Annotated in this window: 22 protein-coding genes; 9 read left to right on the top strand and 13 right to left on the bottom strand. The window is 73.1% G+C overall.

The window, feature by feature from the left end:
• Positions 1–59: 59 nt before the first annotated feature.
• From ACFCY7_RS18825 to pdhA, 3 genes are read right to left on the bottom strand one after another with little or no spacing between them, the layout of a single operon-like run.
• Positions 60–1,451, bottom strand: coding sequence for a dihydrolipoamide acetyltransferase family protein (locus ACFCY7_RS18825; RefSeq protein ID WP_376486356.1), 1,392 nt, complete (start codon positions 1,449–1,451; stop codon positions 60–62).
• On the bottom strand, positions 1,451–2,488 hold the full coding sequence (locus ACFCY7_RS18820) for an alpha-ketoacid dehydrogenase subunit beta (RefSeq protein ID WP_376486353.1): 1,038 nt from the start codon (positions 2,486–2,488) through the stop codon (positions 1,451–1,453). Before ACFCY7_RS18820 ends, ACFCY7_RS18825 begins: the two co-directional genes overlap by 1 nt.
• On the bottom strand, positions 2,488–3,648 hold the full coding sequence (gene pdhA, locus ACFCY7_RS18815) for a pyruvate dehydrogenase (acetyl-transferring) E1 component subunit alpha (RefSeq protein WP_376486414.1): 1,161 nt from the start codon (positions 3,646–3,648) through the stop codon (positions 2,488–2,490). The genes ACFCY7_RS18820 and pdhA overlap by 1 nt, the downstream gene beginning before the upstream one ends.
• 177 nt (positions 3,649–3,825) lie before the next feature.
• On the opposite strand from pdhA, the gene ACFCY7_RS18810 reads away from it, so the two are divergent.
• Positions 3,826–4,365, top strand: coding sequence for an Lrp/AsnC family transcriptional regulator (locus ACFCY7_RS18810; RefSeq protein ID WP_376486350.1), 540 nt, complete (start codon positions 3,826–3,828; stop codon positions 4,363–4,365).
• A gap of 209 nt (positions 4,366–4,574) precedes the next feature.
• Here the strand turns inward: ACFCY7_RS18810 and ACFCY7_RS18805 are convergent, their stop codons facing one another.
• Positions 4,575–5,168 (bottom strand): TetR/AcrR family transcriptional regulator, encoded by a 594-nt coding sequence (locus ACFCY7_RS18805; protein WP_376486347.1) that lies wholly within the window; start codon positions 5,166–5,168, stop codon positions 4,575–4,577.
• Positions 5,165–6,727, bottom strand: coding sequence for a 3-hydroxyacyl-CoA dehydrogenase (locus ACFCY7_RS18800; protein WP_376486344.1), 1,563 nt, complete (start codon positions 6,725–6,727; stop codon positions 5,165–5,167). Before ACFCY7_RS18800 ends, ACFCY7_RS18805 begins: the two co-directional genes overlap by 4 nt.
• A gap of 124 nt (positions 6,728–6,851) precedes the next feature.
• Here ACFCY7_RS18800 and paaN point away from each other — a divergent pair, with 124 nt between their 5' ends.
• Positions 6,852–8,549, top strand: coding sequence for a phenylacetic acid degradation protein PaaN (gene paaN, locus ACFCY7_RS18795; RefSeq protein WP_376486341.1), 1,698 nt, complete (start codon positions 6,852–6,854; stop codon positions 8,547–8,549).
• Positions 8,550–8,591: 42 nt separating this feature from the next.
• On the opposite strand, the gene ACFCY7_RS18790 is transcribed toward paaN, so the two are convergent.
• The 3 genes from ACFCY7_RS18790 to ACFCY7_RS18780 are packed head-to-tail and all read right to left on the bottom strand — an operon-like array spanning position 8,592 to position 11,415.
• Positions 8,592–9,287 (bottom strand): TrmH family RNA methyltransferase, encoded by a 696-nt coding sequence (locus tag ACFCY7_RS18790; RefSeq protein WP_376486339.1) that lies wholly within the window; start codon positions 9,285–9,287, stop codon positions 8,592–8,594.
• Positions 9,284–10,663 carry an HTTM domain-containing protein gene (locus ACFCY7_RS18785; RefSeq protein ID WP_376486336.1) on the bottom strand — a complete coding sequence of 460 codons (1,380 nt, stop codon included), beginning with the start codon at positions 10,661–10,663 and terminating at the stop codon, positions 9,284–9,286. The genes ACFCY7_RS18790 and ACFCY7_RS18785 overlap by 4 nt, the downstream gene beginning before the upstream one ends.
• Positions 10,660–11,415 (bottom strand): DUF5819 family protein, encoded by a 756-nt coding sequence (locus ACFCY7_RS18780; protein ID WP_376486333.1) that lies wholly within the window; start codon positions 11,413–11,415, stop codon positions 10,660–10,662. The genes ACFCY7_RS18785 and ACFCY7_RS18780 overlap by 4 nt, the downstream gene beginning before the upstream one ends.
• Positions 11,416–11,540: 125 nt before the next feature.
• On the opposite strand from ACFCY7_RS18780, the gene paaA reads away from it, so the two are divergent.
• The 6 genes from paaA to ACFCY7_RS18750 all read left to right on the top strand — a co-directional run bounded on the left by paaA (position 11,541) and on the right by ACFCY7_RS18750 (position 16,483).
• Positions 11,541–12,557: a 1,2-phenylacetyl-CoA epoxidase subunit PaaA gene (gene paaA, locus ACFCY7_RS18775; RefSeq protein WP_033201485.1), complete on the top strand. Its 1,017-nt coding sequence runs from the start codon at positions 11,541–11,543 to the stop codon at positions 12,555–12,557.
• Positions 12,554–12,841: a 1,2-phenylacetyl-CoA epoxidase subunit PaaB gene (paaB, locus tag ACFCY7_RS18770; RefSeq protein WP_376486330.1), complete on the top strand. Its 288-nt coding sequence runs from the start codon at positions 12,554–12,556 to the stop codon at positions 12,839–12,841. Before paaA ends, paaB begins: the two co-directional genes overlap by 4 nt.
• Positions 12,838–13,575 (top strand): 1,2-phenylacetyl-CoA epoxidase subunit PaaC, encoded by a 738-nt coding sequence (gene paaC, locus ACFCY7_RS18765; protein ID WP_376486326.1) that lies wholly within the window; start codon positions 12,838–12,840, stop codon positions 13,573–13,575. The genes paaB and paaC overlap by 4 nt, the downstream gene beginning before the upstream one ends.
• Complete coding sequence (gene paaD, locus ACFCY7_RS18760; protein ID WP_376486323.1) at positions 13,569–14,066, top strand: 1,2-phenylacetyl-CoA epoxidase subunit PaaD; 498 nt, start codon at positions 13,569–13,571, stop codon at positions 14,064–14,066. The genes paaC and paaD overlap by 7 nt, the downstream gene beginning before the upstream one ends.
• The gene (locus ACFCY7_RS18755) at positions 14,067–15,155 is read left to right on the top strand and encodes a 2Fe-2S iron-sulfur cluster-binding protein (RefSeq protein ID WP_376486320.1); all 1,089 of its coding nucleotides are present in this window, start codon (positions 14,067–14,069) and stop codon (positions 15,153–15,155) included.
• 194 nt (positions 15,156–15,349) lie between these two features.
• A complete protein-coding gene (locus ACFCY7_RS18750; RefSeq protein ID WP_376486318.1) occupies positions 15,350–16,483 on the top strand; it encodes an acyl-CoA dehydrogenase family protein in 1,134 nt (377 codons plus the stop codon).
• A 7-nt stretch (positions 16,484–16,490) separates the two neighbouring features.
• Here ACFCY7_RS18750 and ACFCY7_RS18745 read toward each other — a convergent pair whose 3' ends face one another.
• The 4 genes from ACFCY7_RS18745 to ACFCY7_RS18730 form a co-directional block, all read right to left on the bottom strand.
• A complete protein-coding gene (locus ACFCY7_RS18745; protein ID WP_376486317.1) occupies positions 16,491–16,835 on the bottom strand; it encodes a rhodanese-like domain-containing protein in 345 nt (114 codons plus the stop codon).
• A gap of 55 nt (positions 16,836–16,890) precedes the next feature.
• Positions 16,891–17,709 (bottom strand): hypothetical protein, encoded by an 819-nt coding sequence (locus tag ACFCY7_RS18740; protein ID WP_376486315.1) that lies wholly within the window; start codon positions 17,707–17,709, stop codon positions 16,891–16,893.
• 46 nt (positions 17,710–17,755) lie between these two features.
• A complete protein-coding gene (locus ACFCY7_RS18735) occupies positions 17,756–19,225 on the bottom strand; it encodes a DUF2252 domain-containing protein (protein ID WP_376486314.1) in 1,470 nt (489 codons plus the stop codon).
• A 118-nt stretch (positions 19,226–19,343) separates the two neighbouring features.
• Positions 19,344–20,438, bottom strand: a complete 1,095-nt coding sequence (locus tag ACFCY7_RS18730; RefSeq protein ID WP_376486311.1) for a hypothetical protein — start codon at positions 20,436–20,438, stop codon at positions 19,344–19,346.
• 103 nt (positions 20,439–20,541) lie between these two features.
• On the opposite strand from ACFCY7_RS18730, the gene ACFCY7_RS18725 reads away from it, so the two are divergent.
• Positions 20,542–21,012, top strand: a complete 471-nt coding sequence (locus tag ACFCY7_RS18725; RefSeq protein ID WP_376486308.1) for a MarR family winged helix-turn-helix transcriptional regulator — start codon at positions 20,542–20,544, stop codon at positions 21,010–21,012.
• Positions 21,013–21,054: 42 nt separating this feature from the next.
• On the opposite strand, the gene ACFCY7_RS18720 is transcribed toward ACFCY7_RS18725, so the two are convergent.
• Positions 21,055–21,714 (bottom strand): response regulator, encoded by a 660-nt coding sequence (locus tag ACFCY7_RS18720; protein ID WP_376486305.1) that lies wholly within the window; start codon positions 21,712–21,714, stop codon positions 21,055–21,057.
• Between the last annotated feature and the right edge of the window lie 123 nt (positions 21,715–21,837).

Here is a 21,837-nt window from a genome sequence, read left to right as displayed (position 1 = left end):
CCGAGGGGGGTCGTGGACGTCCGGCCCGTCCCACGGAGAGAGACGGGCCGGACGATCCGTCAGACCGTGCGGAGCAGCACCGCCGGCTGCTCGACGCAGTCCGCCACGTACCGCAGGAAGCCGCCCGCCGTGCCGCCGTCGCAGACGCGGTGGTCGAAGGTGAGCGAGAGCTGCACCACCTGGCGGACGGCCAGTTCGCCCTGGTGCACCCAGGGCTTGGGGATGATCCGCCCGACGCCGAGCATGGCCGCCTCGGGGTGGTTGATGATCGGCGTGGAGCCGTCGACCCCGAACACCCCGTAGTTGTTCAGGGTGAACGTGCCGCCGGTCAGATCGGCCGGGGTCAGCGCGGACTCCCGGGCGGCCTCCGTCAGCCGGGCGAACTCGGCCGTCAGCGACTCGGCCGTGCGCCGCCCCGCGTCCTTGACCACGGGGACGACCAGACCGCGCGGGGTCTGGGCGGCGAAGCCGAGGTGCACGGACGGCAGCCGGACGATCTCCCGGGCTGCGGTGTCCACCGTGGAGTTGAGCTCGGGGAACCGGTCCAGGGCGTGGACGCAGATCCGGGCGAGGAGCGCGAGCAGCGAGATCTTCGGCCCGCCCGCCGCGTTCATCGCCGCCCGGGCCGCCATCAGTTCGGTCGCGTCGGCGTCGACCCAGCAGGTCGCGTCCGGGATCTCCGTACGGCTCCGGGACAGCTTGTCCGCCACCGCGCCCCGGATCCCGCGCAGCGGAATCCGCTCGCCGGCCGCCGCGACGGGGGTCGCGACCGGGCTCGGGGCGGGCGCCGGGGCGGCGACCGGCCGTTCGAGGGCCGCGATGGCCAGCTCCACGTCGGCCCGCAGGATCAGCCCCTCGGGACCCGATCCGGGCACCTCCCGCAGGTCGATCCCCCGGTCCCTGGCCAGCTTCCGCACGAGCGGCGAGATGACGGGCACCGGGCCCGCCTGCCCGGCGGACACGAGGGCCACGGGGGCCTGGACCGCCGCGGGCACCGGAGCGGCGACCGGAGCGGCGACGGGCGACTGGGCGGCGGCCGGGTTCGCGTGCCGGACCCGGCGGCGGCGGGCGGCGGGCTCGGCCGTGCCGTACCCGACGAGCACGTTGCCCGAGTACTCCGAGGAGACGGCTTCCGCGGCGGCGGACCCGCCCGCCGTGGGTGCCGCTTCGGGAACGGCCTCCGCGAGCTCCTCGGGCGCGCCCGTGCCGCCGACGGCGACCGTCAGGAGCGGTGCGCCGACGGGCAGTTCGGTGCCCTCCTCGCCGTACCGGGCGGTGACGACACCGCCGTACGGGCAGGGCACCTCGACCATGGCCTTGGCCGTCTCGACCTCGACGACCGGCTGGTCGATGGCGACGACGTCGCCGACGGCGACCAGCCAGCGCACGATCTCGGCCTCGGTGAGTCCCTCACCGAGGTCCGGCAGCTTGAACTCCAGCACCTGGGCCATCAGTTCCCCGCCTCCCACTGGAGACGCGCCACCGCGTCGAGGACCCGGTCCACGCCCGGCAGGTGGTGCCGTTCCAGCATCGGCGGCGGATACGGGATGTCGAAGCCCGCGACCCGCAGCACCGGTGCCTCCAGGTGGTGGAAGCAGCGCTCGGTCACCCGGGCGGCGATCTCCGCACCGGGGCCGCCGAAGCCGGTCGACTCGTGGACGACGACCGCGCGGCCGGTGCGCCGCACCGAGGCGCAGACGGTCTCGTCGTCGAAGGGCACGAGGGAGCGGACGTCGACGACCTCCAGGTCCCAGCCCTCGGCCTGGGCGGCCTCGGCGGCCTCCAGGCAGACCGGCAGCGAGGGGCCGTAGGTGATCAGGGTGGCGCCGGTGCCCTGGCGCCGCACGACGGCCTTGCCGATCGGCTCGACGGGCGCGGGCGCCTCGGGGGACCAGTCGGACTTGGACCAGTAGAGCCGCTTGGGCTCCAGGAAGACCACCGGGTCGTCGGAGGCGATGGCCGCGCGCAGCAGCCCGTAGGCGTCCTCGACGGTGGCCGGGGTGACGACGTGCAGTCCCGGGGTGGCCGTGTAGTAGGCCTCGGAGGAGTCGCTGTGGTGCTCGACGCCGCCGATGCCGCCGCCGTACGGGACGCGGATGACGATCGGCATCGGCACCGCGCCGCGGGTGCGGTTGCGCATCTTCGCCACGTGCGAGAGCAGCTGCTCGAACGCCGGGTAGGCGAAGGCGTCGAACTGCATCTCGACGACGGGCCGCAGGCCGTACATGGCCATGCCGACGGCCGCGCCGAGGATGCCGGCCTCGGCCAGCGGCGTGTCCGTACAGCGGTCCTCGCCGAACTCCTTGGCGAGTCCGTCGGTGACCCGGAAGACGCCGCCGAGGGTGCCGACGTCCTCACCCATCACGTGGACGGTCGGGTCCTCGGCCATCGCGTCGCGCATGGCGCGCTGGAGCGCCTGCGCCATCGTGGCGGGCTTGGCCTTCCCGGCGGCCTTGGCCGCCGCGGGGCCGGTCGTCGCGGTCGTCATCACGCCTCACCCTCGGCTTCGAGCTCGGCGCGCAGCTGCGCCGCCTGTTCGCGCAGCTGCGTCGTCTGCTCGGCGTACACGTGGGAGAACAGCTCCATCGGGTCGAGCACCGGGTCGGCGTTCATCCGCTCGCGCAGCTCCGCGGCCATCGTCTCGGCGGCCTCCGCCGCCGCGCGCCGGCCGTCCTCGTCGAGCAGGCCGCGCTCGGTCAGTTCCCGTTCGAGGAGCAGGATCGGGTCGTGTGCCCGCCAGGTCTCGACCTCGCCGGCCGTCCGGTAGCGGGTGGCGTCGTCGGCGTTGGTGTGCGCGTCGATCCGGTAGGTGACGGCCTCGACCAGGGTGGGGCCGCCGCCGCGCCGGGCGCGGGCCACGGCCTCGGTCAGCACCTGGTGGACGGCGACCGCGTCGTTGCCGTCGACGAGCCGGCCCGGCATCCCGTATCCGACGGCCTTGTGGGCGAGGGAGGGGGCGGCGGTCTGCTTGGCGAGCGGCACGGAGATCGCGAAGCCGTTGTTCTGGACGAAGAAGACCACGGGGGCCTGCCAGACGGCCGCGAAGTTCAGGGCCTCGTGGAAGTCGCCCTCGCTGGTGCCGCCGTCGCCGACCATGGCGAGCGCGACGACGTCGTCGCCCTTGAGCCGGGCGGCGTGGGCGAGGCCCACCGCGTGCGGGAGCTGGGTGGCGAGCGGGGTGCAGAGCGGCGCGATGCGGTGCTCGTGCGGGTCGTACCCGGTGTGCCAGTCGCCGCGCAGCAGGGTCAGCGCCTGCACGGGGTCGAGGCCGCGGGCGACGGCCGCCAGCGTGTCGCGGTACGAGGGGAAGAGCCAGTCCCGCTCCTCCAGGGCGAGGGCGGCGGCGATCTCGCACGCCTCCTGGCCGGTGGTGGACGGGTACACGGCGAGCCGGCCCTGCTTGGTGAGGGCGGTGGCCTGCGTGTTGTACCGGCGGCCGCGGATCAGCTCCGCGTACAGCCGCAGCAGCAGCGCGGGGTCGGCGTCGGCCACGGCGTCCGTGCCGAGCACGCGCAGCGGCTCGGCGTCGGGCAGCAGCGGGGCGGGGTCGGTCCGCGGCTGCCACGCCGGCGGCGGGGTGGGCCGGTAGGCGTCGACGGCGGCGGGCGGCTCTTGGACTGTCGAACTGCGCTGTTGCAACGAGTCCACCTCCTCGTGGGAGCGGGCATAAGACCCGAAGGCGGGTGGCGCGAGTGTGGCGCGCCTCACCTACCGATTGTTCGGTCGTGGAGGCATTTTGGCTACAGGCACCTCCAGCCTGTGGACAAACGGTTCTCCACAGCCTGGGATAAGGGCAGGTCGTCCACCGGAGAGAGGCGGGGGCACATGGCGGATGAACAAATGGCCGAGGACTGGGAGCAGGTCGTCGCGCCGGGACCCGCGGCGGGGCTGCCGGGGCCGCCGGCGCGCCCGCTCGATGCGATCGACCGCGACATCCTGCGCATCCTGCAGACGGACGGTCGCGCCTCGATCCGCTCCGTGGCCGAGCGGGTGCACGTCTCCCGGGCCAACGCGTACGCGCGGATCAACCGGCTCATCGACGACGGGGTGATCCGCGGCTTCAGCGCGCGCGTGAACCACGAACGGGCGGGGCACGGCGCCTCCGCCTACATCACGCTCAAGATCGTCCAGAATTCCTGGCGGACCGTGCGCGAACAGCTCCAGGCACTGCCGGGAGCCGCGCACATCGCCCTGGTCAGCGGCGATTTCGACGTCCTGCTGCTCGTCCACACCCCCGACAACCGGACCCTGCGCGAGCTGGTGCTCACCAAGCTCCAGTCGATCCCCGAGGTCCTCTCCACCCGGACCCTGCTGGTCTTCGAGGAGACCGACCTCGACCCCGACCACCGGGACCCGGGCCGCTGACGGCCCCCACTGGGCCGTACGGGTGATCAGCGGGCGCACGGGGGCCGGCCGGGGGCCCGGAACAGGGCCGGGCCCGCCCACGGGCTTCAGCAGCCCGTACGACGGACCCGGTGGGCCCTACGAAGGTGACACGGCCCGTACGACGACGAGCGGGGCCCGCACGACCGCCAGCGGCCCGCACGACGGCCCCGCGGCGCCCGTGCGACAGGTCAGTGGGTCGCCCGGAGCCCGTCGAAGGCCAGGTGCACGACGGTCTCGGCGAGCTGGTCGCGCTCCGCGGTCGACTCCGGGTGCGGCCGGTACCACTCGACCAGTGAGTTGATCATGCCGAAGAGGAGCCGGGTGGCGAGCCGGATGTCCACGTCCGCCCGCAGGTCGCCCTCGGCGGCGGCGGCCTTCAGCAGGTCGGCCACCTTGTGGTCGAACTCGCGGCGCCGCTCCATCGCCCACCGCTCGGTCGCGGTGTTGCCCCGCACGCGCAGCAGCAGCGTCACGTACGGCAGCTCCGCTATCAGCACCTCGACGGTCCGCCGGGTCACGTACTCGACCCGCTCGACGGCCCGGCCGCGCTCGGCCCCCGGCTCGTCGAGGATCGCGAAGAGCCCGTCGAGCGCCCGGCTGACCGCCCGCCGCAGCAGCTCCTCCTTGCCGGACACGTGGTGGTAGATCGAGGACTTCGAGATCCCCGCGGCCTTGGACAGGTGCTCCATGGACGTGCCGTCGTAGCCGCGCTCGTTGAAGATCCGCACCGCGACCGAGAGCAGCGTCTCGGGGGTGTACGTGTCGCGCTTCGCCGTGGTCATCTGGAGTCCTCCCCGCCCTCGGCGGCCGCCCGGCGCACGAGGCCGAGCCCCGGCGCGTACCGGCCGGTCGTGTACCGCTTGTGCAGCTCCCGGAGCAGCCCGCAGGTGCGCCGGTGGCCGATCTTCCCGGTCCACTCCAGCGGTCCGGCCGGGTAGTTGACCCCGAGCCGCATCGCCGTGTCAATGTCTTCGGCGGTCGCAACGCCCCGATCGACCGCGTCGGCCGCGACGTCGGCCAGCATCGCGACCGTGCGGGCCACGATCATGCCCGGCACGTCCCCGATCACGGAGACCTTCTTGCCGAGCGCCTGGAAGAGCCCCACCGCCTCGGCGAGGACGCCGGGGTCGATGTCCTCGCGGGCCGACAGCACGATCCGGCTCGCGGCCGCATAGTCGTACGCGAGGTCGAAGTAGATGATGGCCTCCTCGTCGTACTCGAAGGAGGTCTCGCCGTCCGCGAGGCTGAGCTCGCCGCCGCCCGGCAGCTCGATGTGCGCGCCGCCCTTCTTGGTCAAGACGGTGATTCCGGCCGCCTCGAAGAGCCCCACCAGCGGATCCGCCGGCCCGAGGTCACCGCAGACGGTGATCCACTCGGGCGCCGCCGCCGGCGGCGCCGTGTGCGGCTCGGGCCGCTCGGCGCCCTCCGCGTACGAGAACCAGCCGTGGCCCGTCTTGCGGCCGAGCCGGCCCGACTCGACGAGCCGCCGCTGCGCGAGCGAGGGCGTGAACTTGGGGTCCTGGTAGAAGGACTCCCAGACCGAGCGGGTGACGGCCTCGTTCACGTCCTGGCCGATGAGGTCGGTCAGCTCGAACGGTCCCATGCGGAAGCCGCCGCACTCGCGCAGGGCGGCGTCGATGGTGGCGGGGTCGGCCCCGCCCTCCTCGAACACCCGCAGCGCCTCCGCGTAGAAGGGGCGGGCGACCCGGTTCACGATGAAGCCCGGGGTGTCCGCGCAGCGCACCGGCGTCTTGCCCCAGCCCTTCACCGTCTCGTACGCGCGCGTGGCGACGTCCGCGTCGGTGGCGAAGCCGCTGACGACCTCGACGAGCGGGAGCAGCGGCGCCGGGTTGAAGAAGTGCAGTCCGACGAAACGGCCGGGGAGCCCGAGTCCTCCCGCGATGGCGGTGACGGAGAGGGAGGAGGTGTTCGTGGCGAGCACGGTGTCGTCGCCGACGATCTTCTCCAGGTCGGCGAAGAGCCGCTGCTTGACCGCGAGGTCCTCGACGATCGCCTCGATCACGAGGGCGGCGTCGGCGAGCTCGGCGGGGTCCTCCGCCGCGTACAGCCGGCCGACGGCCGCTTCGCGCGCGGCGGCGTCGAGGCGCCCCTTCTCCACGAGCCGGTCCAGGCGCGCGGTGAGGGCCGCGACGGCTTCGGTCGCCCGGCCGGGGGCGCTGTCGTAGAGGCGCACGGGATGGCCCGCGACCAGGGCGACCTGGGCGATGCCCTGGCCCATGGTTCCGGTGCCGACCACGGCGACGGTGCGGTCCGGGCCCACGGCTGCGGTCTCACTGGCGGTCACGTCGTCGCTCCCCCTGACGGTCACGTTGGCGCTCATAGGAGTGATCCTCCCCGATGGGTTTTCCACAGGATCGACGGACCCCCTTGTCCCGACCGATCGTTCGGTTACTCTAACTCCGTACGCGTCTCCCTGCCCAGCTCGACGAGGAGTTGGTCCATCCATGGCCATCGCTCAGCTGACCACCGACCGTCTGGCCGAGAAGCACCGGTCCACGCTCGACCAGGCACTCGACACCATCCGCAGTCGTGCCTACTGGTCGCCGTACCCCGAGCACCCGAAGGCGTACGGCGCGGACGGCTCGCTCGACGCCGCGGCCGGCCTCGCCGCGCACCAGGCCCTGCTGAACACCCGCTTCGAGCTCGACCAGCCCGGCACGGACGGCTGGACCGGCGGCGAGACCTCGCCGTTCGGCCCGTCCCTGGGCATCGAGTACCCGCACGCCGACATCGACGTCCTGCTCCCCGCCATGCGCGCGGGCACGGCCGCCTGGCGGGACGCCGGGGCCGAGACCCGCGCCCTGGTCTGCCTGGAGATCCTCGCCCGGATCTCCGCCCGCACCCACGAGTTCGCCCACGCGGTCATGCACACCAGCGGCCAGGCGTTCATGATGGCGTTCCAGGCCGGCGGCCCGCACGCCCAGGACCGCGGCCTTGAGGCCGTGGCGTACGCGTACGCGGAGCAGACCCGCACCCCCGCCGGCCGGGCCGGCTGGTCCAAGCCCCAGGGCAAGCGCGACCCCCTGGAGCTCAGCAAGGAGTTCACCCCGGTCGGCCGCGGCATCGCCCTGGTGATCGGCTGCAACACCTTCCCCACCTGGAACGGCTACCCGGGCCTGTTCGCCTCGCTCGCGACCGGCAACCCGGTCCTGGTCAAGCCGCACCCGCGCGCGGTCCTGCCGCTCGCGCTCACCGTCCGGGTCGCCCGCGAGGTGCTCGCCGAGGCCGGCTTCGACCCGAACCTGGTGGCGCTCGCCGTCGAGCGCCCGGGCGAGGGCATCGCCAAGACCCTGGCCGTGCGTCCAGAGATCCGGATCATCGACTACACGGGCTCGACCGAGTTCGGCGACTGGCTGGAGGAGAACGCCCGCCAGGCGCAGGTCTACACCGAGAAGGCCGGCGTCAACACGGTCGTGGTCGACTCCACCGACGACTACAAGGGGATGCTGTCCAACCTGGCGTTCTCGCTGTCCCTCTACAGCGGCCAGATGTGCACCACCCCGCAGAACCTGCTGATCCCCCGCGACGGCATCACCACCGACCAGGGCCCCAAGTCGTACGACGAGGTCGTCGCCGACCTCGCGGGCGCGGTCGGCGGCCTGCTCGGCGACGACGCCCGGGCGAACGGCCTGCTCGGCGCCCTGGTCAACCCGGACGTGAAGGCGCGCCTGGAGGCCGCCGCCGGTCTGGGCGAGGTGGCGCTCGCCTCCCGCGAGGTGGTCAACCCGGAGTACCCGGACGCCGTGGTCCGCACCCCGGTCATCGTGAAGCTGGACGGCTCCAAGCCGGACGCCCAGGCCGCGTACTTCTCGGAGTGCTTCGGCCCGGTCTCCTTCGCCGTCTCGGTGGACTCCACCGCCGACGCCCTGGAGCTGCTCCGCCGCACGGTCCGCGAGAAGGGCGCCATGACCGTCGGCGCCTACACCACCTCGGCGGACACCGAGCGCGCGGTGGAGGAGGTCTGCCTGGAGGAGTCGGCGCAGCTGTCGCTGAACCTCACGGGCGGCGTGTTCGTGAACCAGACGGCCGCGTTCTCCGACTTCCACGGCTCCGGCGGCAACCCTGCGGCGAACGCGGCGCTGTGCGACGGCGCCTTCGTCTCCAACCGCTTCCGGGTGGTGGAGGTCCGCCGCCAGGCCTGACCCGGCGGGCGGTGCGGGGGCCCTCAGGGCCTCCGCACCCCCTCAGGGGGTCTCGATCTCCGCGTACCGCTGCACCCACGCGTGCATGGCGATGGCGGCGGCGGCCCCCGCGTTGATCGACCGGGTCGAACCGAACTGGGCGATCGAGCAGACCATCTCCACGTGCGCGCGGGCCTCCTCGGTGAGGCCGGGGCCCTCCTGCCCGAAGAGCAGCACACAGCGGCGGGGCAGCACGGTCCGCTCCAGCGGCACGGCGCCCGGCAGGTTGTCGATCCCGATGACGGGCAGGCCCTCGGCCGCCGCCCACGAGGTCAGCGACTCGGTGTCCGGGTGGTGCCGCACGTGCTGGTAGCGGTCGGTGACCATGGCACCGCGCCGGTTCCAGCGCCGCCGGCCCACGATGTGGACCTCCTTCGCCAGGAACGCGTTGGCGGTCCGCACCACCGACCCGATGTTGAAGTCGTGTCCCCAGTTCTCCACCGCCACGTGGAAGTCGTGGCGCCGGGTGTCCAGGTCCGCCACCACCGCCTCGTGCGTCCAGTACCGGTAGCGGTCCACGACGTTGCGCCGGTCGCCTCCGGCGAGCAGCTCGGGGTCGTACCGCTCGCCCTCGGGCCACGGGCGGGGGTGCGGCCCGACGCCGACCTCGGGGCCGAACCCCTCGTCGTACTGGACCGGCTCGGCGGTCCCGGCCCGCTCGGCCCGCTCGGCTCCTGGCTGCTCTTCGGTGGTGCTCACCCGACGAGGGTACGGGGACCCCGCTCCTCACCCGTACGGCGCTGCTCGGGCACCGCCTTCGCGGGGGGCCGCTTCAGGAGCCGGTCCCTGCCCCGCCCCGCCCGGGCGCCGAGCGCCACCAGGAAGGCCGTGGGCAGGAACACCGCGTCGGCGGAGATCATCGCGAGCGAGAAGACCGGCAGCCCGAGGAGCACGGCGATCCCGGCGTGCTCCAGCATCATCGCGACCAGCAGGACGTTCTTGACCTTGCGGTTGAAGAGCGTGAACGGGAAGGCGACCTGGACGATCACCGTGCCGTAGGTCAGCAGCATCACCATGATCCCGCTGGCGCCGAGCAGTCCCGAGACGGCGGGCCACGGCGAGAAGTAGTCGAGGTGGAGCGGGTAGAACAGCGCGGTGCCGTCCTGCCAGCGCGAGCCCTGGATCTTGTACCAGCCGGCCGTGGCGTAGATCAGGCAGACCTCGACCATGATCACGGCGAGGGCGGCGTTGTGCGCGAGGTGGGCGAGGGCGTCGAGCAGGATGCGCGGCTCCCCGGGCGCGTTCCGGCACACCACCCACCACAGCGCGTTCCCGAGCCACAGCACCCACATCAGCACCAGCAGCCACCACTCACCGGTGACGTCGGCGAACCAGGTGGCGGCGAGGAGGAAGCCGCCGAGCACGGTCCACAGCAGCGGACCGGCCAGGTCGCGGCGCTCGGGTTCGCCGGCCGCGGCCGCCCGTGCCTCGCGGGCCGCCCGCCGGGCGTCGAGGGACCAGACCTGGCCGCAGCGGGTCAGCACGAGGTAGATCGCGACGAGGTGGAGGACGTTGTCGCCGCCGTCGCCCACGAAGATGGAGCGGTTCTGCAGCGAGAGCACCCCGACCATGAACACCACGGACACGGCCCGGGTGCGCCAGCCCACCAGGAGCAGCACGGCGGAGAGCACCGCGAGCCCGTAGACCACCTCGAACCAGAGCCGCCCGTCCGACCACATGAGCACGGTGAAGGCGTGGTTGCCGGACATCAGCCGCCGGGCCATGTCCCAGGACCACGGGCCGTCGGGCCCGTACAGCTCGTTCCGGTGCGGAATCTCGCGCAGCAGGAAGAACAGCCACGTCAGCGAGAAGCCGATCCGCACGATCGCGGTCTGGTACGGGCCGAGGGAACGGCCCGTGACGGTCTGGACGGCCCAGGCGAGCCGCCGGTCGAAGGGTTCCCCCGCACGCACGCGCGTGGCGGCGGAAGCGTCCGCGGGCCCGCTCACCGGCGTCGGCTCGCCCCCAGGCGTCGGTCCGGTCAGCGGTGTCGGTCCGGCCACCGGCGTCGGTCCGGTCAGCGATGTCGGTCCGGCCACCGGCGTCGCCCCGCTCATGGGCGTCGGCTCGTTCATCGGCCCGCCTCCGTGCGGCTTCGGTCGGTTCCGGCGGGCCGGTCGGCGTCGGTGACCCGCCACCACGGGAGGTCGCGGTGGGACGGTGTGGCGTCGGTCTTCTCGGTGCTCCACCCGGGGGCGGGCACGGGGCGGGTGACGGTGCGCAGCTGGATGCGCCGCACGTCGGAACCGTGGAGCGACGGGTCGGAGTCCAGGCGGAGCAGCGCGATCCGGTGGATGTACCGCTCCGAGAGGCGGCCGCGCAGCCCGTTGGGGCGGTTGTCGTCGGAGTGCGAGCTCCGGTAGAAGTCCACCGCCCGGCGGAGCTCGTTCTGCTGCGAGTGGCTGGGGATCGGGTTGTAGCGGATCGCCGTGATGTCCTGGGCGGTCAGGTCGATCCAGTCGGTGGTGCGGAGCTCCCCGCCCTCGCCGGCGATCTCGGCGCGCACCTCCACGGAGAGGTTCTGCTGGAGCGGGTTCGGGGCGAAGAGCTTCCAGTTCTGTTCGAACTCGGGGTAGATCCAGTCGTCGACGGCCTGGCCGTGCCGCTGGGTCAGCGTGTTGGACGGCGCCACGTGCAGGAACACCATCGCCAGGTGGACGCAGGCGAACACCCCGACGACGGCGAGCGCCACGGCGACGACGACCTGGTACGGCAGCGACAGGGCCGTGATCCCGGTGCCACGACCCGCCCCGGCACCGTCTTCCCGGCGTTCCGCTTCCTCGGGTCCGGGCCGGTCGTCGCCCGCCTCGACCGCGTCCCTTTCCACGTACGGGTCCATCCCGATCCGACCCCCCAACGGCCCACCTCGGTCATTCACAGGGTTGACACCATACGGGCCGTCGACCCACCATTGAAGTGATTCAACCGAACGATCGGTCGGTAGGGGGTCCGATGACCGCAGTGACGGCAGGGACGGCAGAGAGCACGGGCGCGCCCGGCGGCTCGGACGCGGCCGTGGCGGCGGAGCAGGCCGCCTACGAGGCCGTGTTCGACGCCGCTGTCGCCGCAGACGAGCGGATCGAGCCGCGCGACTGGATGCCCGAGGCGTACCGCGCCTCGCTCGTCCGGCAGATCGCGCAGCACGCCCACTCCGAGATCATCGGCATGCAGCCGGAGGCCAACTGGATCACCCGCGCGCCCTCGCTGCGGCGCAAGGCGATCCTCATGGCCAAGGTCCAGGACGAGGCCGGCCACGGCCTGTACCTGTACAGCGCGGCGGAGACCCTCGGCACCAGCCGCGACGAGCTGCTCGACAAGCTCCACTCCGGCCGCCAGAAGTACTCCTCGATCTTCAACTACCCCACGCTGACCTGGGCCGACGTCGGCGCCATCGGCTGGCTGGTGGACGGCGCCGCGATCACCAACCAGGTCCCGCTGTGCCGCTGCTCCTACGGGCCGTACGCCCGCGCGATGGTCCGCGTCTGCAAGGAGGAGTCCTTCCACCAGCGGCAGGGGTACGAGGCCCTGCTCGCCCTCTCCCGCGGCACCGAAGCGCAGCACGCCATGGCGCAGGACGCGGTGGACCGCTGGTGGTGGCCCTCGCTGATGATGTTCGGCCCGCCGGACGCCGAGTCGACCCACACCGCCCAGGCCATGGCCTGGAAGATCAAGCGCCACTCCAACGACGAGCTGCGCCAGCGGTTCGTCGACATCGCCGTGCCCCAGGCGGAGGCCCTCGGACTCACCCTCCCGGACCCCGACCTGCGGTGGAACGAGGAGCGCGGGCACTACGACTTCGGACCGATCGACTGGACCGAGTTCTGGGACGTCCTCAAGGGGAACGGCCCCTGCAACGACCAGCGGCTGAGCAAGCGGCGCCAGGCCCACGAGGACGGCGCCTGGGTCAGGGAAGCAGCCGCGGCCTACGCGGAGAAGCACACCGGCACGCACGGAGAGGCACAGGCATGACGAGCGACGGTTGGCCGCTGTGGGAGGTGTTCGTGCGCTCCCGCCGCGGACTGTCCCACACCCACGCGGGCAGTCTCCACGCGCCCGACGCGGAGATGGCCCTGCGCAACGCCCGCGACCTGTACACCCGCAGGAGCGAGGGCGTGTCGATCTGGGTCATCCCCTCGGCGGCGATCACCGCCTCCTCGCCGGACGAGAAGGACCCCTTCTTCGAGCCCGCCGCGGACAAGCCCTACCGCCACCCGACCTTCTACGAGATCCCGGAGGGGGTGAAGCACCTGTGAGCACCCCGACCACCCACGAGGCCGCCGCGTTCACCGGAGCCGCCCTCGCCCTCGGCGACGACGCCCTCGTCCTCTCCCACCGCCTGGGGGAGTGGGCCGGCGCCGCCCCCGTCCTGGAGGAGGAGGTCGCCCTGGCCAACATCGCCCTCGACCTCCTCGGCCAGGCCCGCGTCCTGCTCTCGCTCGCCGGCGACGAGGACGAACTGGCGTACCTCCGCGAGGAGCGCTCCTTCCGGAACGTCCAGCTGGTCGAACAGCCCAACGGCGACTTCGCCCACACCATCGCCCGGCAGCTGTACTTCTCCACCTACCAGCGGCTCCTGTACGGACAGCTGGCCGCCGGCGACGGCCCCTTCGCCGGCCTGGCCGCGAAGGCCGTCAAGGAGGTCGCCTACCACCAGGACCACGCCGAGCACTGGACCCTGCGCCTCGGCGACGGCACCGCCGAGAGCCACGACCGGATGCAGCGCGCCTGCGACGCCCTGTGGCGGTACACCGGCGAGCTGTTCCAGCCCGTCGACGGCATCGACCTGGACCACGCGGCGCTGGAGAGCGCCTGGCTCGCCTCGGTCACCGACGTCCTCGGCCGGGCCACGCTCACCGTGCCCGGCGGGCCGCGCACCGGCGCCTGGGCGGCCGGAGCGGGCCGGCAGGGCCTGCACACCGAGTCCTTCGGCCGGATGATCGCCGAGATGCAGCACCTGCACCGCAGCCACCCGGGTGCGTCGTGGTGACCACGACCGCCCTGGAAGAGGAACTGAGCCGGATCGCCGGCGCGGTCCTCGACCCCGAGATGCCCGTCCTCACCCTGGAGGAGCTCGGTGTCATGCGAGGCGTCCAGGTCCTCGGCCCCGGCCGCGTCGAGGTCGCCCTCACGCCGACCTACACGGGCTGCCCGGCGATCGAGGCCATGACCTCCGACATCGAGCGCGCGCTCCACGAGCACGGCGTGCCGGAGGTCTCCGTCGTCACCGTCCTCGCCCCCGCGTGGTCCACCGACGACATCAGCGAGGAAGGCCGGCGCAAGCTCGCCGAGTTCGGCATCGCCCCGCCCCGCCCCCAGGGCCCCGCGGGCGGCCCGGTGCCGCTGACCCTCGCGATCCGCTGCCCCCACTGCGGCTCCACCGAGACCGAGCTGCTCAGCCGCTTCTCGTCCACGGCGTGCAAGGCACTGCGCCGCTGCACCGCCTGCCGCGAACCGTTCGACCATTTCAAGGAGTTGTAGATGGCGTCCTCAGGCTCCGGGCGGGCCGGATTCCAGTCGCTCCGGGTGAGCGAGGTCGAGCGGCTCACGGACGACTCCGTGGCCGTCTCCTTCGCGGTCCCGCCCGAACTCCACGACACCTACCGCCACCTCCCCGGCCAGCACCTCGCCCTGCGGCGTGCCGGCGAACGAGGCGAGGAGATCCGGCGCACGTACTCGATCTGCGCCCCCGCGGCCCCGGCCGGCGAAGCCCCCGTCCTGCGCGTCGGCATCCGGCTCGTCGACGGCGGCTCGTTCTCGACGTACGCGCTCAAGGAACTGGCCGTCGGCGACGTCGTCGAGGTCATGGAGCCCATGGGCCGCTTCACGCTCGCCCCGCGCCCCGGCCACTTCGCGGCCGTCGTCGGCGGCAGCGGCATCACCCCGGTCCTGTCGATGGCCGCCACTCTGCTCGCCCGTGAGCCGGAGGCCCGGTTCTGCCTGGTCCGGAGCGACCGCACCGCCTCGTCCACGATGTTCCTGGACGAGGTCGCCGACCTCAAGGACCGCTACCCGGACCGCTTCCAGCTGGTCACCGTCCTCTCCCGGGAGGAGCAGCAGGCGGGTCTGCCGTCCGGGCGCCTCGACCGCGAGCGGCTGGCCGGGCTGCTGCCCGCGCTGCTGCCGGTCGGCGAGATCGACGGCTGGTTCCTCTGCGGGCCGTTCGGGCTCGTCCAGGGCGCCGAACAGGCCCTGCGCGGCCTCGGGGTGGACCGCTCCCGGATCCACCAGGAGATCTTCCACGTCGACGACGGGTCCGCGCCGGCCCCGGCCCCCGCGGCCGACGCCCCCGCGCACGCCACGCTCACCGCGACCCTCCACGGCCGCTCCGGCACCTGGCCGGTCGACCGGGGCGAGACGCTGCTCGACACGGTGCTCCGCGCCCGCGCCGACGCTCCGTACGCCTGCAAGGGCGGGGTGTGCGGCACCTGCCGGGCCTTCGTCGTCGGCGGAGAGGTGCGGATGGACCGCAACTTCGCCCTGGAACCGGACGAGACCGACGCCGGCTACGTCCTGGCCTGCCAGTCCCATCCCGTCACCGCCGACGTGGAGCTCGACTTCGACCGCTGACACCGGCGACCGCCACCGGCCGCTGACACCGGCGACCGCCACGGCCCGCCGACACCGCCGCTGACGTCGGCCGCCGATTCCGACGGCCGACGAACTCCCGCGCCTCCATTCCCTTCGCCTAGAACCTGTTCTATCTTGACGGTCCGTCAGGAGAGCCGGGACGGCGACGGGTACGGCAACGGGAGGGCAGGGCAGTGGACTTCACCTTCACCGAAGAGCAGCAGGCGGCCGCCGAGGCGGCCAAGGCGGTCTTCGCGGACGTCGTACCCGACGCGGTACCCAGTCCCGCCCTCACACCGGGTGCCGTGTCCGACGACTTCGACCGACGGCTCTGGTCCCGCCTCGCCGCCGCCGACCTGCTCGGCCTCGTCACGGCCCCCGAGCACGGCGGCGCCGGCCTCGACGCCGTCGCGCTCTGCCTCGTCCTGCGCGAAGCCGGCCGCGTCCTCGCCCGCGTCCCGCTCCTGGAGACCAGCGCGGTCGCCATGACCGTCGAGCGGTACGCCGACCCGGAGACGGCCGCCGCCCTGCTCCCCCGTGTCGGGCGCGGCGAACTCGTCCTCACCGCCGCCTCCCAGGGGCGCACCGGCCACGACTCCGCCGAACTGGCCGTCACCGCCCGCCGCGACGGCGCCGGCTGGCTCCTCGACGGTCTCCAGACCGCCGTCCCGTGGGCCCACGGCTCCGACCTCATCGCCGTCCCCGCGCACACCCCCGACGGCCGCACCGTCCTCGCCCTGCTGCCCCGGACCCACGAGGGCCTCGGCCTCACCGAGCAGTACTCCACCAGCGGCGAACTCCTCGCCGAACTAAGGCTCGACGACGTCCGCCTCACGGACGCCGACGTCATCGACGCCGACGGTGCCTGGGAACAGCTGCGCGCGATCCTCACCACCGGCACCTGCGCGCTCGCCCTCGGCCTCGGCGAGGCCGTCCTCACCATGACGAGCCAGTACACCGGCAAGCGCGAGCAGTTCGGCCACCCCGTGGCCACCTTCCAGGCCGTCGCCGTCCAGACCGCCGACCGCTACATCGACCTGCGCGCCATGGAAGCCACCCTCTGGCAGGCCGCCTGGCGCGTCTCCACCGGGGCCGACGGGGCGCTCCCCGCCGCCGGGGACGTCGCCGTAGCGAAGATCTGGGCGTCCGAAGGCGTGCGACGCGTGGTGCAGACCGCCCAGCACCTGCACGGGGGCTTCGGCGCCGACACCGACTACCCCCTGCACCGCTACCACGCCTGGGCCAAGCACCTCGAACTCTCCCTCGGCCCCGCCGCCGCCCACGAAGAGGCACTGGGCGACCTCTTGGCCGCCCACCCGCTCGACTAGGAGCCGGTCAGCGGACGAAGGCCGCGCCGCCGTCGTCCGACACCATCGGGCGGCCGGCGCCGGCCCAGTCGAGCATGCCGCCGTCGACGTTCACCGCGTCGATGCCCTGCTGCACCAGGTACTGCGTGACCTGGGCGGAACGGCCGCCGACCCGGCACATCACATAGGCGCGGCCGCGCTCGGCCACGGCCTCGGTCACCTCACCGAAGCGGGCCACGAAGTCGCTCATGGGCACGTGCAGCGCACCCTCGACGTGACCGGCCTCCCACTCGTCGTCCTCCCTGACGTCCAGCACCAGGGCATCGACCGGCACGGAAGCCGCGTCCACCGAGGGCAGCGGGGAGAAATTCATGGGAACGGCCTTCTCTCGTCAGTACCGCCCGAGCTGTCTCGAGCGCACGGAAAACCTACTCCACCAGCTCCGTCAGCTGGGCCTCCCGCTCGGAAACCTGCGCGAGCAGCTGCTCGGCGATCTCCTCCAGGAGCCGATCCGGATCGTCCGGCGCCATCCGCAGCATCGCGCCGATCGCGCTCTCCTCCAGCTCCCGCGCCAGCGCCGACAGCATGTCCTTGCGCTCCGCCAGCCACTCCAGGCGCGCGTACAGCTCCTCGCTCTCGCTGAGCCGCTCCTCGGCAGGTGCCGGTCCGGCCTCCCACTCGGCGGAGAGCTCGCGCAGGAGCGCCTCGTCGCCCCGGGCGTAGGCGGCGTTCACCCGGGTGATGAACTCCTCGCGCCGCTTCCGCTCGTCCTCCTCGCGGGCCAGGTCGGGGTGGGCCTTGCGGGCCAGCTCGCGGTAGAGCCGGCGCGCCTCCTCACCGGGCCGGACCCGCTTCGGCGACTGCACGGGACGGTCGGTGAGCATCGCGGCGGCCTCGGGGGAGAGGCCGTCGGAGTCGATCCAGTCGTGGAACAGCTCCTCCACTCCCGGCATCGGCATGACCGCGGCCCGTGCCTCCTGCGCCTTCCGCAGGTCTTCCGGATCCCCGCTGCGCGCCGCCCGGGCCTCGGCGATCCGCGCGTCGAGCTCGTCGAGCCGCGCGTACATCGGACCGAGCTTCTGGTGGTGGAGCCGCGAGAAGTTGTCCACCTCGACCCGGAAGGTCTCCACGGCGATCTCGAACTCGATCAGCGCCTGCTCGGCCACCCGCACGGCCTGTTCGAGACGCGCCTCGGGCCGCTCGTCCCCGGGTTCCTCGTTCTTGCCCTGGTCCACGCTCACGTCCACGCCCGCCCAGTCCTCGTTCCGCCTCGTCCCGTCCAGCCTACGGTCCTCAGACGCCCGGCTCCGCCACGGTGCGACCGGTGCGGATCGCGGTGAGGAGATCGGCGTGATCGGCCTCGGTGCGGTCGGCGTAACCGACCGCGAAGGAGGCGACGGCTTCGTCCAGCTCCTCGTTCTTGCCGCAGTAGCCGGCTATGAGGCGGGGGTCGGCGCTGTGGGCGTGGGCCCGGGCGAGCAGGGCGCCGGTCATCCGGCCGTAGTCGTCGACCTGGTCGGGAGTGAGGGCGGCGGGGTCGACGCTGCCCTTGCGGTTGCGGAACTGGCGCACCTGGAAGGGGCGCCCGTCGACGGTGGTCCAGCCGAGCAGGATGTCGCTCACGACCTGCATGCGCTTCTGTCCGAGGACCACCCGCCGTCCCTCGTGGCCGGGGTCGGGCGCGGTGTAGCCGGCGGGCAGGTGGGGGAGCAGCGCCGACGGCCGGGCCTCCTTGACCTGGAGCACCAGCGGCTCGCCCCGGTGGTCGAGGAGCAGCACGACGTAGGAGCGGGTGCCGACGCTGCCGGTGCCGACGACCCGGAAGGCGACGTCGTGGACGGCGTACCGCGCGAGGAGCGGCAGCCGGTCCTCGGACACGGTCTCCAGGTACGCGCCCAGGGAGAGGGCGACCTCGGCCGCCTCGGCGTCGGGGACCCGGCGCAGCACCGGGGGCGCGTCGACGAACCGGCGGCCGCCGCCCTCCTCGTCGGTGACGGCCTCGGTCGACCGGGCGGCGAAGCGGGCGCTGGTGTTGTTGCGGGCCTTGGCGGAGACCCGCTCCAGGGTGCCGACGAGGTCGCGGGCGTCCGTGTGGGAGACGAGCTCCTCGTCGGCGATGGCGTTCCAGGCGTCGTGTGCGGGGAGCCGGGCGAGCAGGCGCATGGTGCGCCGGTACGCGCCGACGGTGTCGAAGGCGGCGGCCCGGCACGTTTCCTCGCTCGCGCCGACCTCGCGTCCGGCGAGGACGAGGGAGGTGGCGAGCCGCTTGAGGTCCCACTCCCAGGGGCCGACGACGGTCTCGTCGAAGTCGTTGAGGTCCATGACGAGCCGGCCGCGGGCGTCGCCGTAGAGGCCGAAGTTGGCCGCGTGGGCGTCGCCGCATATCTGGGCGGCTATGCCGGTGACGGGTGTGACGGCGAGGTCGTGGGCCATGAGTCCGGCGGAGCCGCGGAGGAAGGCGAAGGGGCTCGCGGCCATCCTGCCGACGCGCAGCGGCGCGAGCTCGGGGACGCGGCCCCGGTTCGACTCCTCGACGGCGCGGACGGCGTCGGGGCGGTCGGCGGCGAGGGCGGGCCGGTCGTGCGCGGAGCGCGGGACCGTCTCGCGCAGTCGCCTGCCCAGCTCCTTGGGGGAGGCCCCGCCGTCCGCGTCCCCGCCGACGGCGGCGCGGCGCGCGAATCCCGGCACGTGCGGGACGCGCGAGCCCGCGGGCCCTCCGTCCGTACCGCGCTGTCCCGCTACGACGACCCTGTTCTCGTCCATGGGACGCCCTCCCCCGATGCGATGGTCCAACATCATCCGGCCCCGACCGTACAGCCGTGTCCGATCGGCCGTCTCCCCCTGTGGACAAGGCCCTGTGGACAACGTGCGCGGGCGGTGCTCAGACCGCGACCGCCTCCTCCATATCCTCCTCGGTCTCCGCCTCCGTCACCTCCTGGCTCTTCTTCTCCGTCGCCTCGGTGGTCCCGGCCTGGGTCGCCGCCGGGACGTGCGGGCCGTTCGCGGGCTTCCGGCGGGCTTCCGCGAGGCCGGCGGTGACGACGAGGGCGATGCCGGCGAGGAGCCAGAGGGAGAGGGTGAGGAGGTGTCCGCCGACCGCGTGCCCGTCGAAGTAGACGTGGCCGCGGACGCCTTCGACGAAGCCGGCGCCGTTCCAGAAGGCGTGCAGCGCGCCGAAGAAGCCGGGCTGGAGTTCGGGCCGGTAGATGCCGCCGGAGCTCGTGAAGTTGAGCATCACGAACAGCACCATGACGCCGAGGGTGGTCCAGCGGCGCAGGAAGGTGTGCAGGCCGACGCCGACGAGCAGGATGCCCGCCGCGTACAGCCAGGACATCGCCCACACCCCGCCGAGTCCCCGGTCGACGAGGTGGAAGACGGGTCCGGCGAACAGGGTGCCGACGAGGCTGACGACGAGGGACGTCCCGGCGGCGAGGAGTGCCCTGATCCGCATGGGCAGGACGGAGCCGGCTCCGCCGATGACGGCGACCGACGCGTACGCGCCGATGCTGAGGGCGACGAGCAGGAAGAAGACGCCCTGCCCCGTGGGGTCGCCGGAGGCGACGGGGGTGACGTCGGTGACCTTCAGCGGTGCGTCCTGGCCGGCCGCGACCTTGGTGAACACCTTCTCCACGGCCATGGCGCTGGTGTCGGAGGAGGCCGAGGCGACGAGCAGCTCGGGCTTCTCGCCGGGTATGTAGGCGCCGAAGCTGTCCTGGGTGCGCAGGGCGGTGACGGCGGTCGCCCGGTCGGCGACGGTACGGACGTCGAGGGCGCCCGCGCCCTTGTCCTGGAGGGTCTGCGCGAGGACCTGGGTGGTGGGGCCCGAGCCGACGACGTCGACGCGCAGATCGTGGGGTGCGGGGGCGTGGAAGGCGCCGAGGTAGGCGAGGCCCATGCCGACGCACATCAGCAGGGGGGTGAGCAGATGTCCGAGGACATGCCGCAACGCACCGGTGGTGTTCGGTCCTGCGGACACGAGACCTCCATAGTTGGCTTTTACAACTAAACAACCGTTGTACTATACAACCGAAGGGGGATGGCGGGCGAACAGCGCCCGACCACGGCAGAGGGAGCGCATCATGACCGGCGGCGACACACAGCCACCACGCGAAGCGTCCGTGGACGTCATCCAGCGCGAACTGACGGCCTTCGCCCGCCGGGCCCGCGCCGCGGCGGCCCGGGTCCACCCCGAGCTCCCGCTCGTCTCGTACACGCTCCTCGCGCACATCGAGGAACAGCGCGGCTGCCGGGCCACCGACCTCGCGGCCCACTACCTGCTGGACAAGTCGACGGTCAGCCGCCAGGTCGCCGGCCTGGAGAAGCTCGGCCTGGTCGAGCGCCGCCCGGCCCCCGACGACCACCGCGTCCACGTCCTGCACCCCACCGAGGCGGGCCTCAGGATCCTCGACTCGGCTCGGACCAACCGCCGCGCCGCCTACCAGGAACGCCTCAAGGACTGGTCGGCCGACGACCTCGCCCACTTCGCCGCGTACCTGCTCCGCTACAACGCCGCGGGCACCGCCGGCCTCCCCGAGAACACCCCGGGCTGACGCGTCCCCGCGGAGCGCCCACAGCCCCGCGTCCCGCGACGCCTACAGCCCCGCGTCCCGCGCCAGCAGCGCCGCCTGGACGCGGTTCTCGCAGTCCAGCTTGGCGAGGATCCTGCTCACGTACGTCTTCACCGTGGCCTCGCTCATGTGCAGCCGCTTGCCCGCGTCCGCGTTGGACAGCCCCTCGCCGAGCAGCGCCAGCACATCGCGCTCCTTCTCGCTCAGCGCCGCGACCCGCCCCCGCGCCTGCTCGGCGCGGGCGGCCTCCCGGCTCGTGGCGAGCCGCTCCACGACGTGCCGGGTCGCCGCCGGCGACAGGTAGGCGTCCCCCGCCGCGGCCGCCCGGACCGCCCCGATCAGCTCGGCCGGCGCCGTGTCCTTGAGCAGGAACCCGGCACTCCCGTGCTCCAGCGCCCGCAGCACGTTCTCCCGCTCCCCGAAGGTCGTCAGGACGATCACCCGGGCCGCCGGCGCCGCCCGGCGCAGCTCCGGCAGCGCCGAGAGGCCGTCGAGCACCGGCATCTGGATGTCGAGCAGCACCACGTCGGCGGCGTGCGCCCGCGCCGCCTCGATCGCCTCGCGACCGTTGGCGGCCTCCCCGACGACCTCTATCTCCGGGTCCGAGATGAGGATCATCCGGATCCCGGCCCTGATCAGAGGCTCGTCGTCGGCGATCACGACCCTGATCGGCTGCCCTGCCACAGCTACTCCCCCACAGCTCCGGTACGGGCGATCGGCGCTACCGCGCCTCGACCTCGTACGACTTCTTCTCGATCAGCTTGCCGTCCTTGAAGCAGAACCGGAAAACGGGCTCCTTGTCGAAGC

It is taken from the genome of Streptomyces sp. NPDC056361 (genome assembly GCF_042262805.1).
In the GTDB taxonomy this organism is placed as follows: Bacteria; Actinomycetota; Actinomycetes; order Streptomycetales; family Streptomycetaceae; genus Streptomyces.
This window is presented reverse-complemented; position numbering and strand designations above follow the sequence as displayed.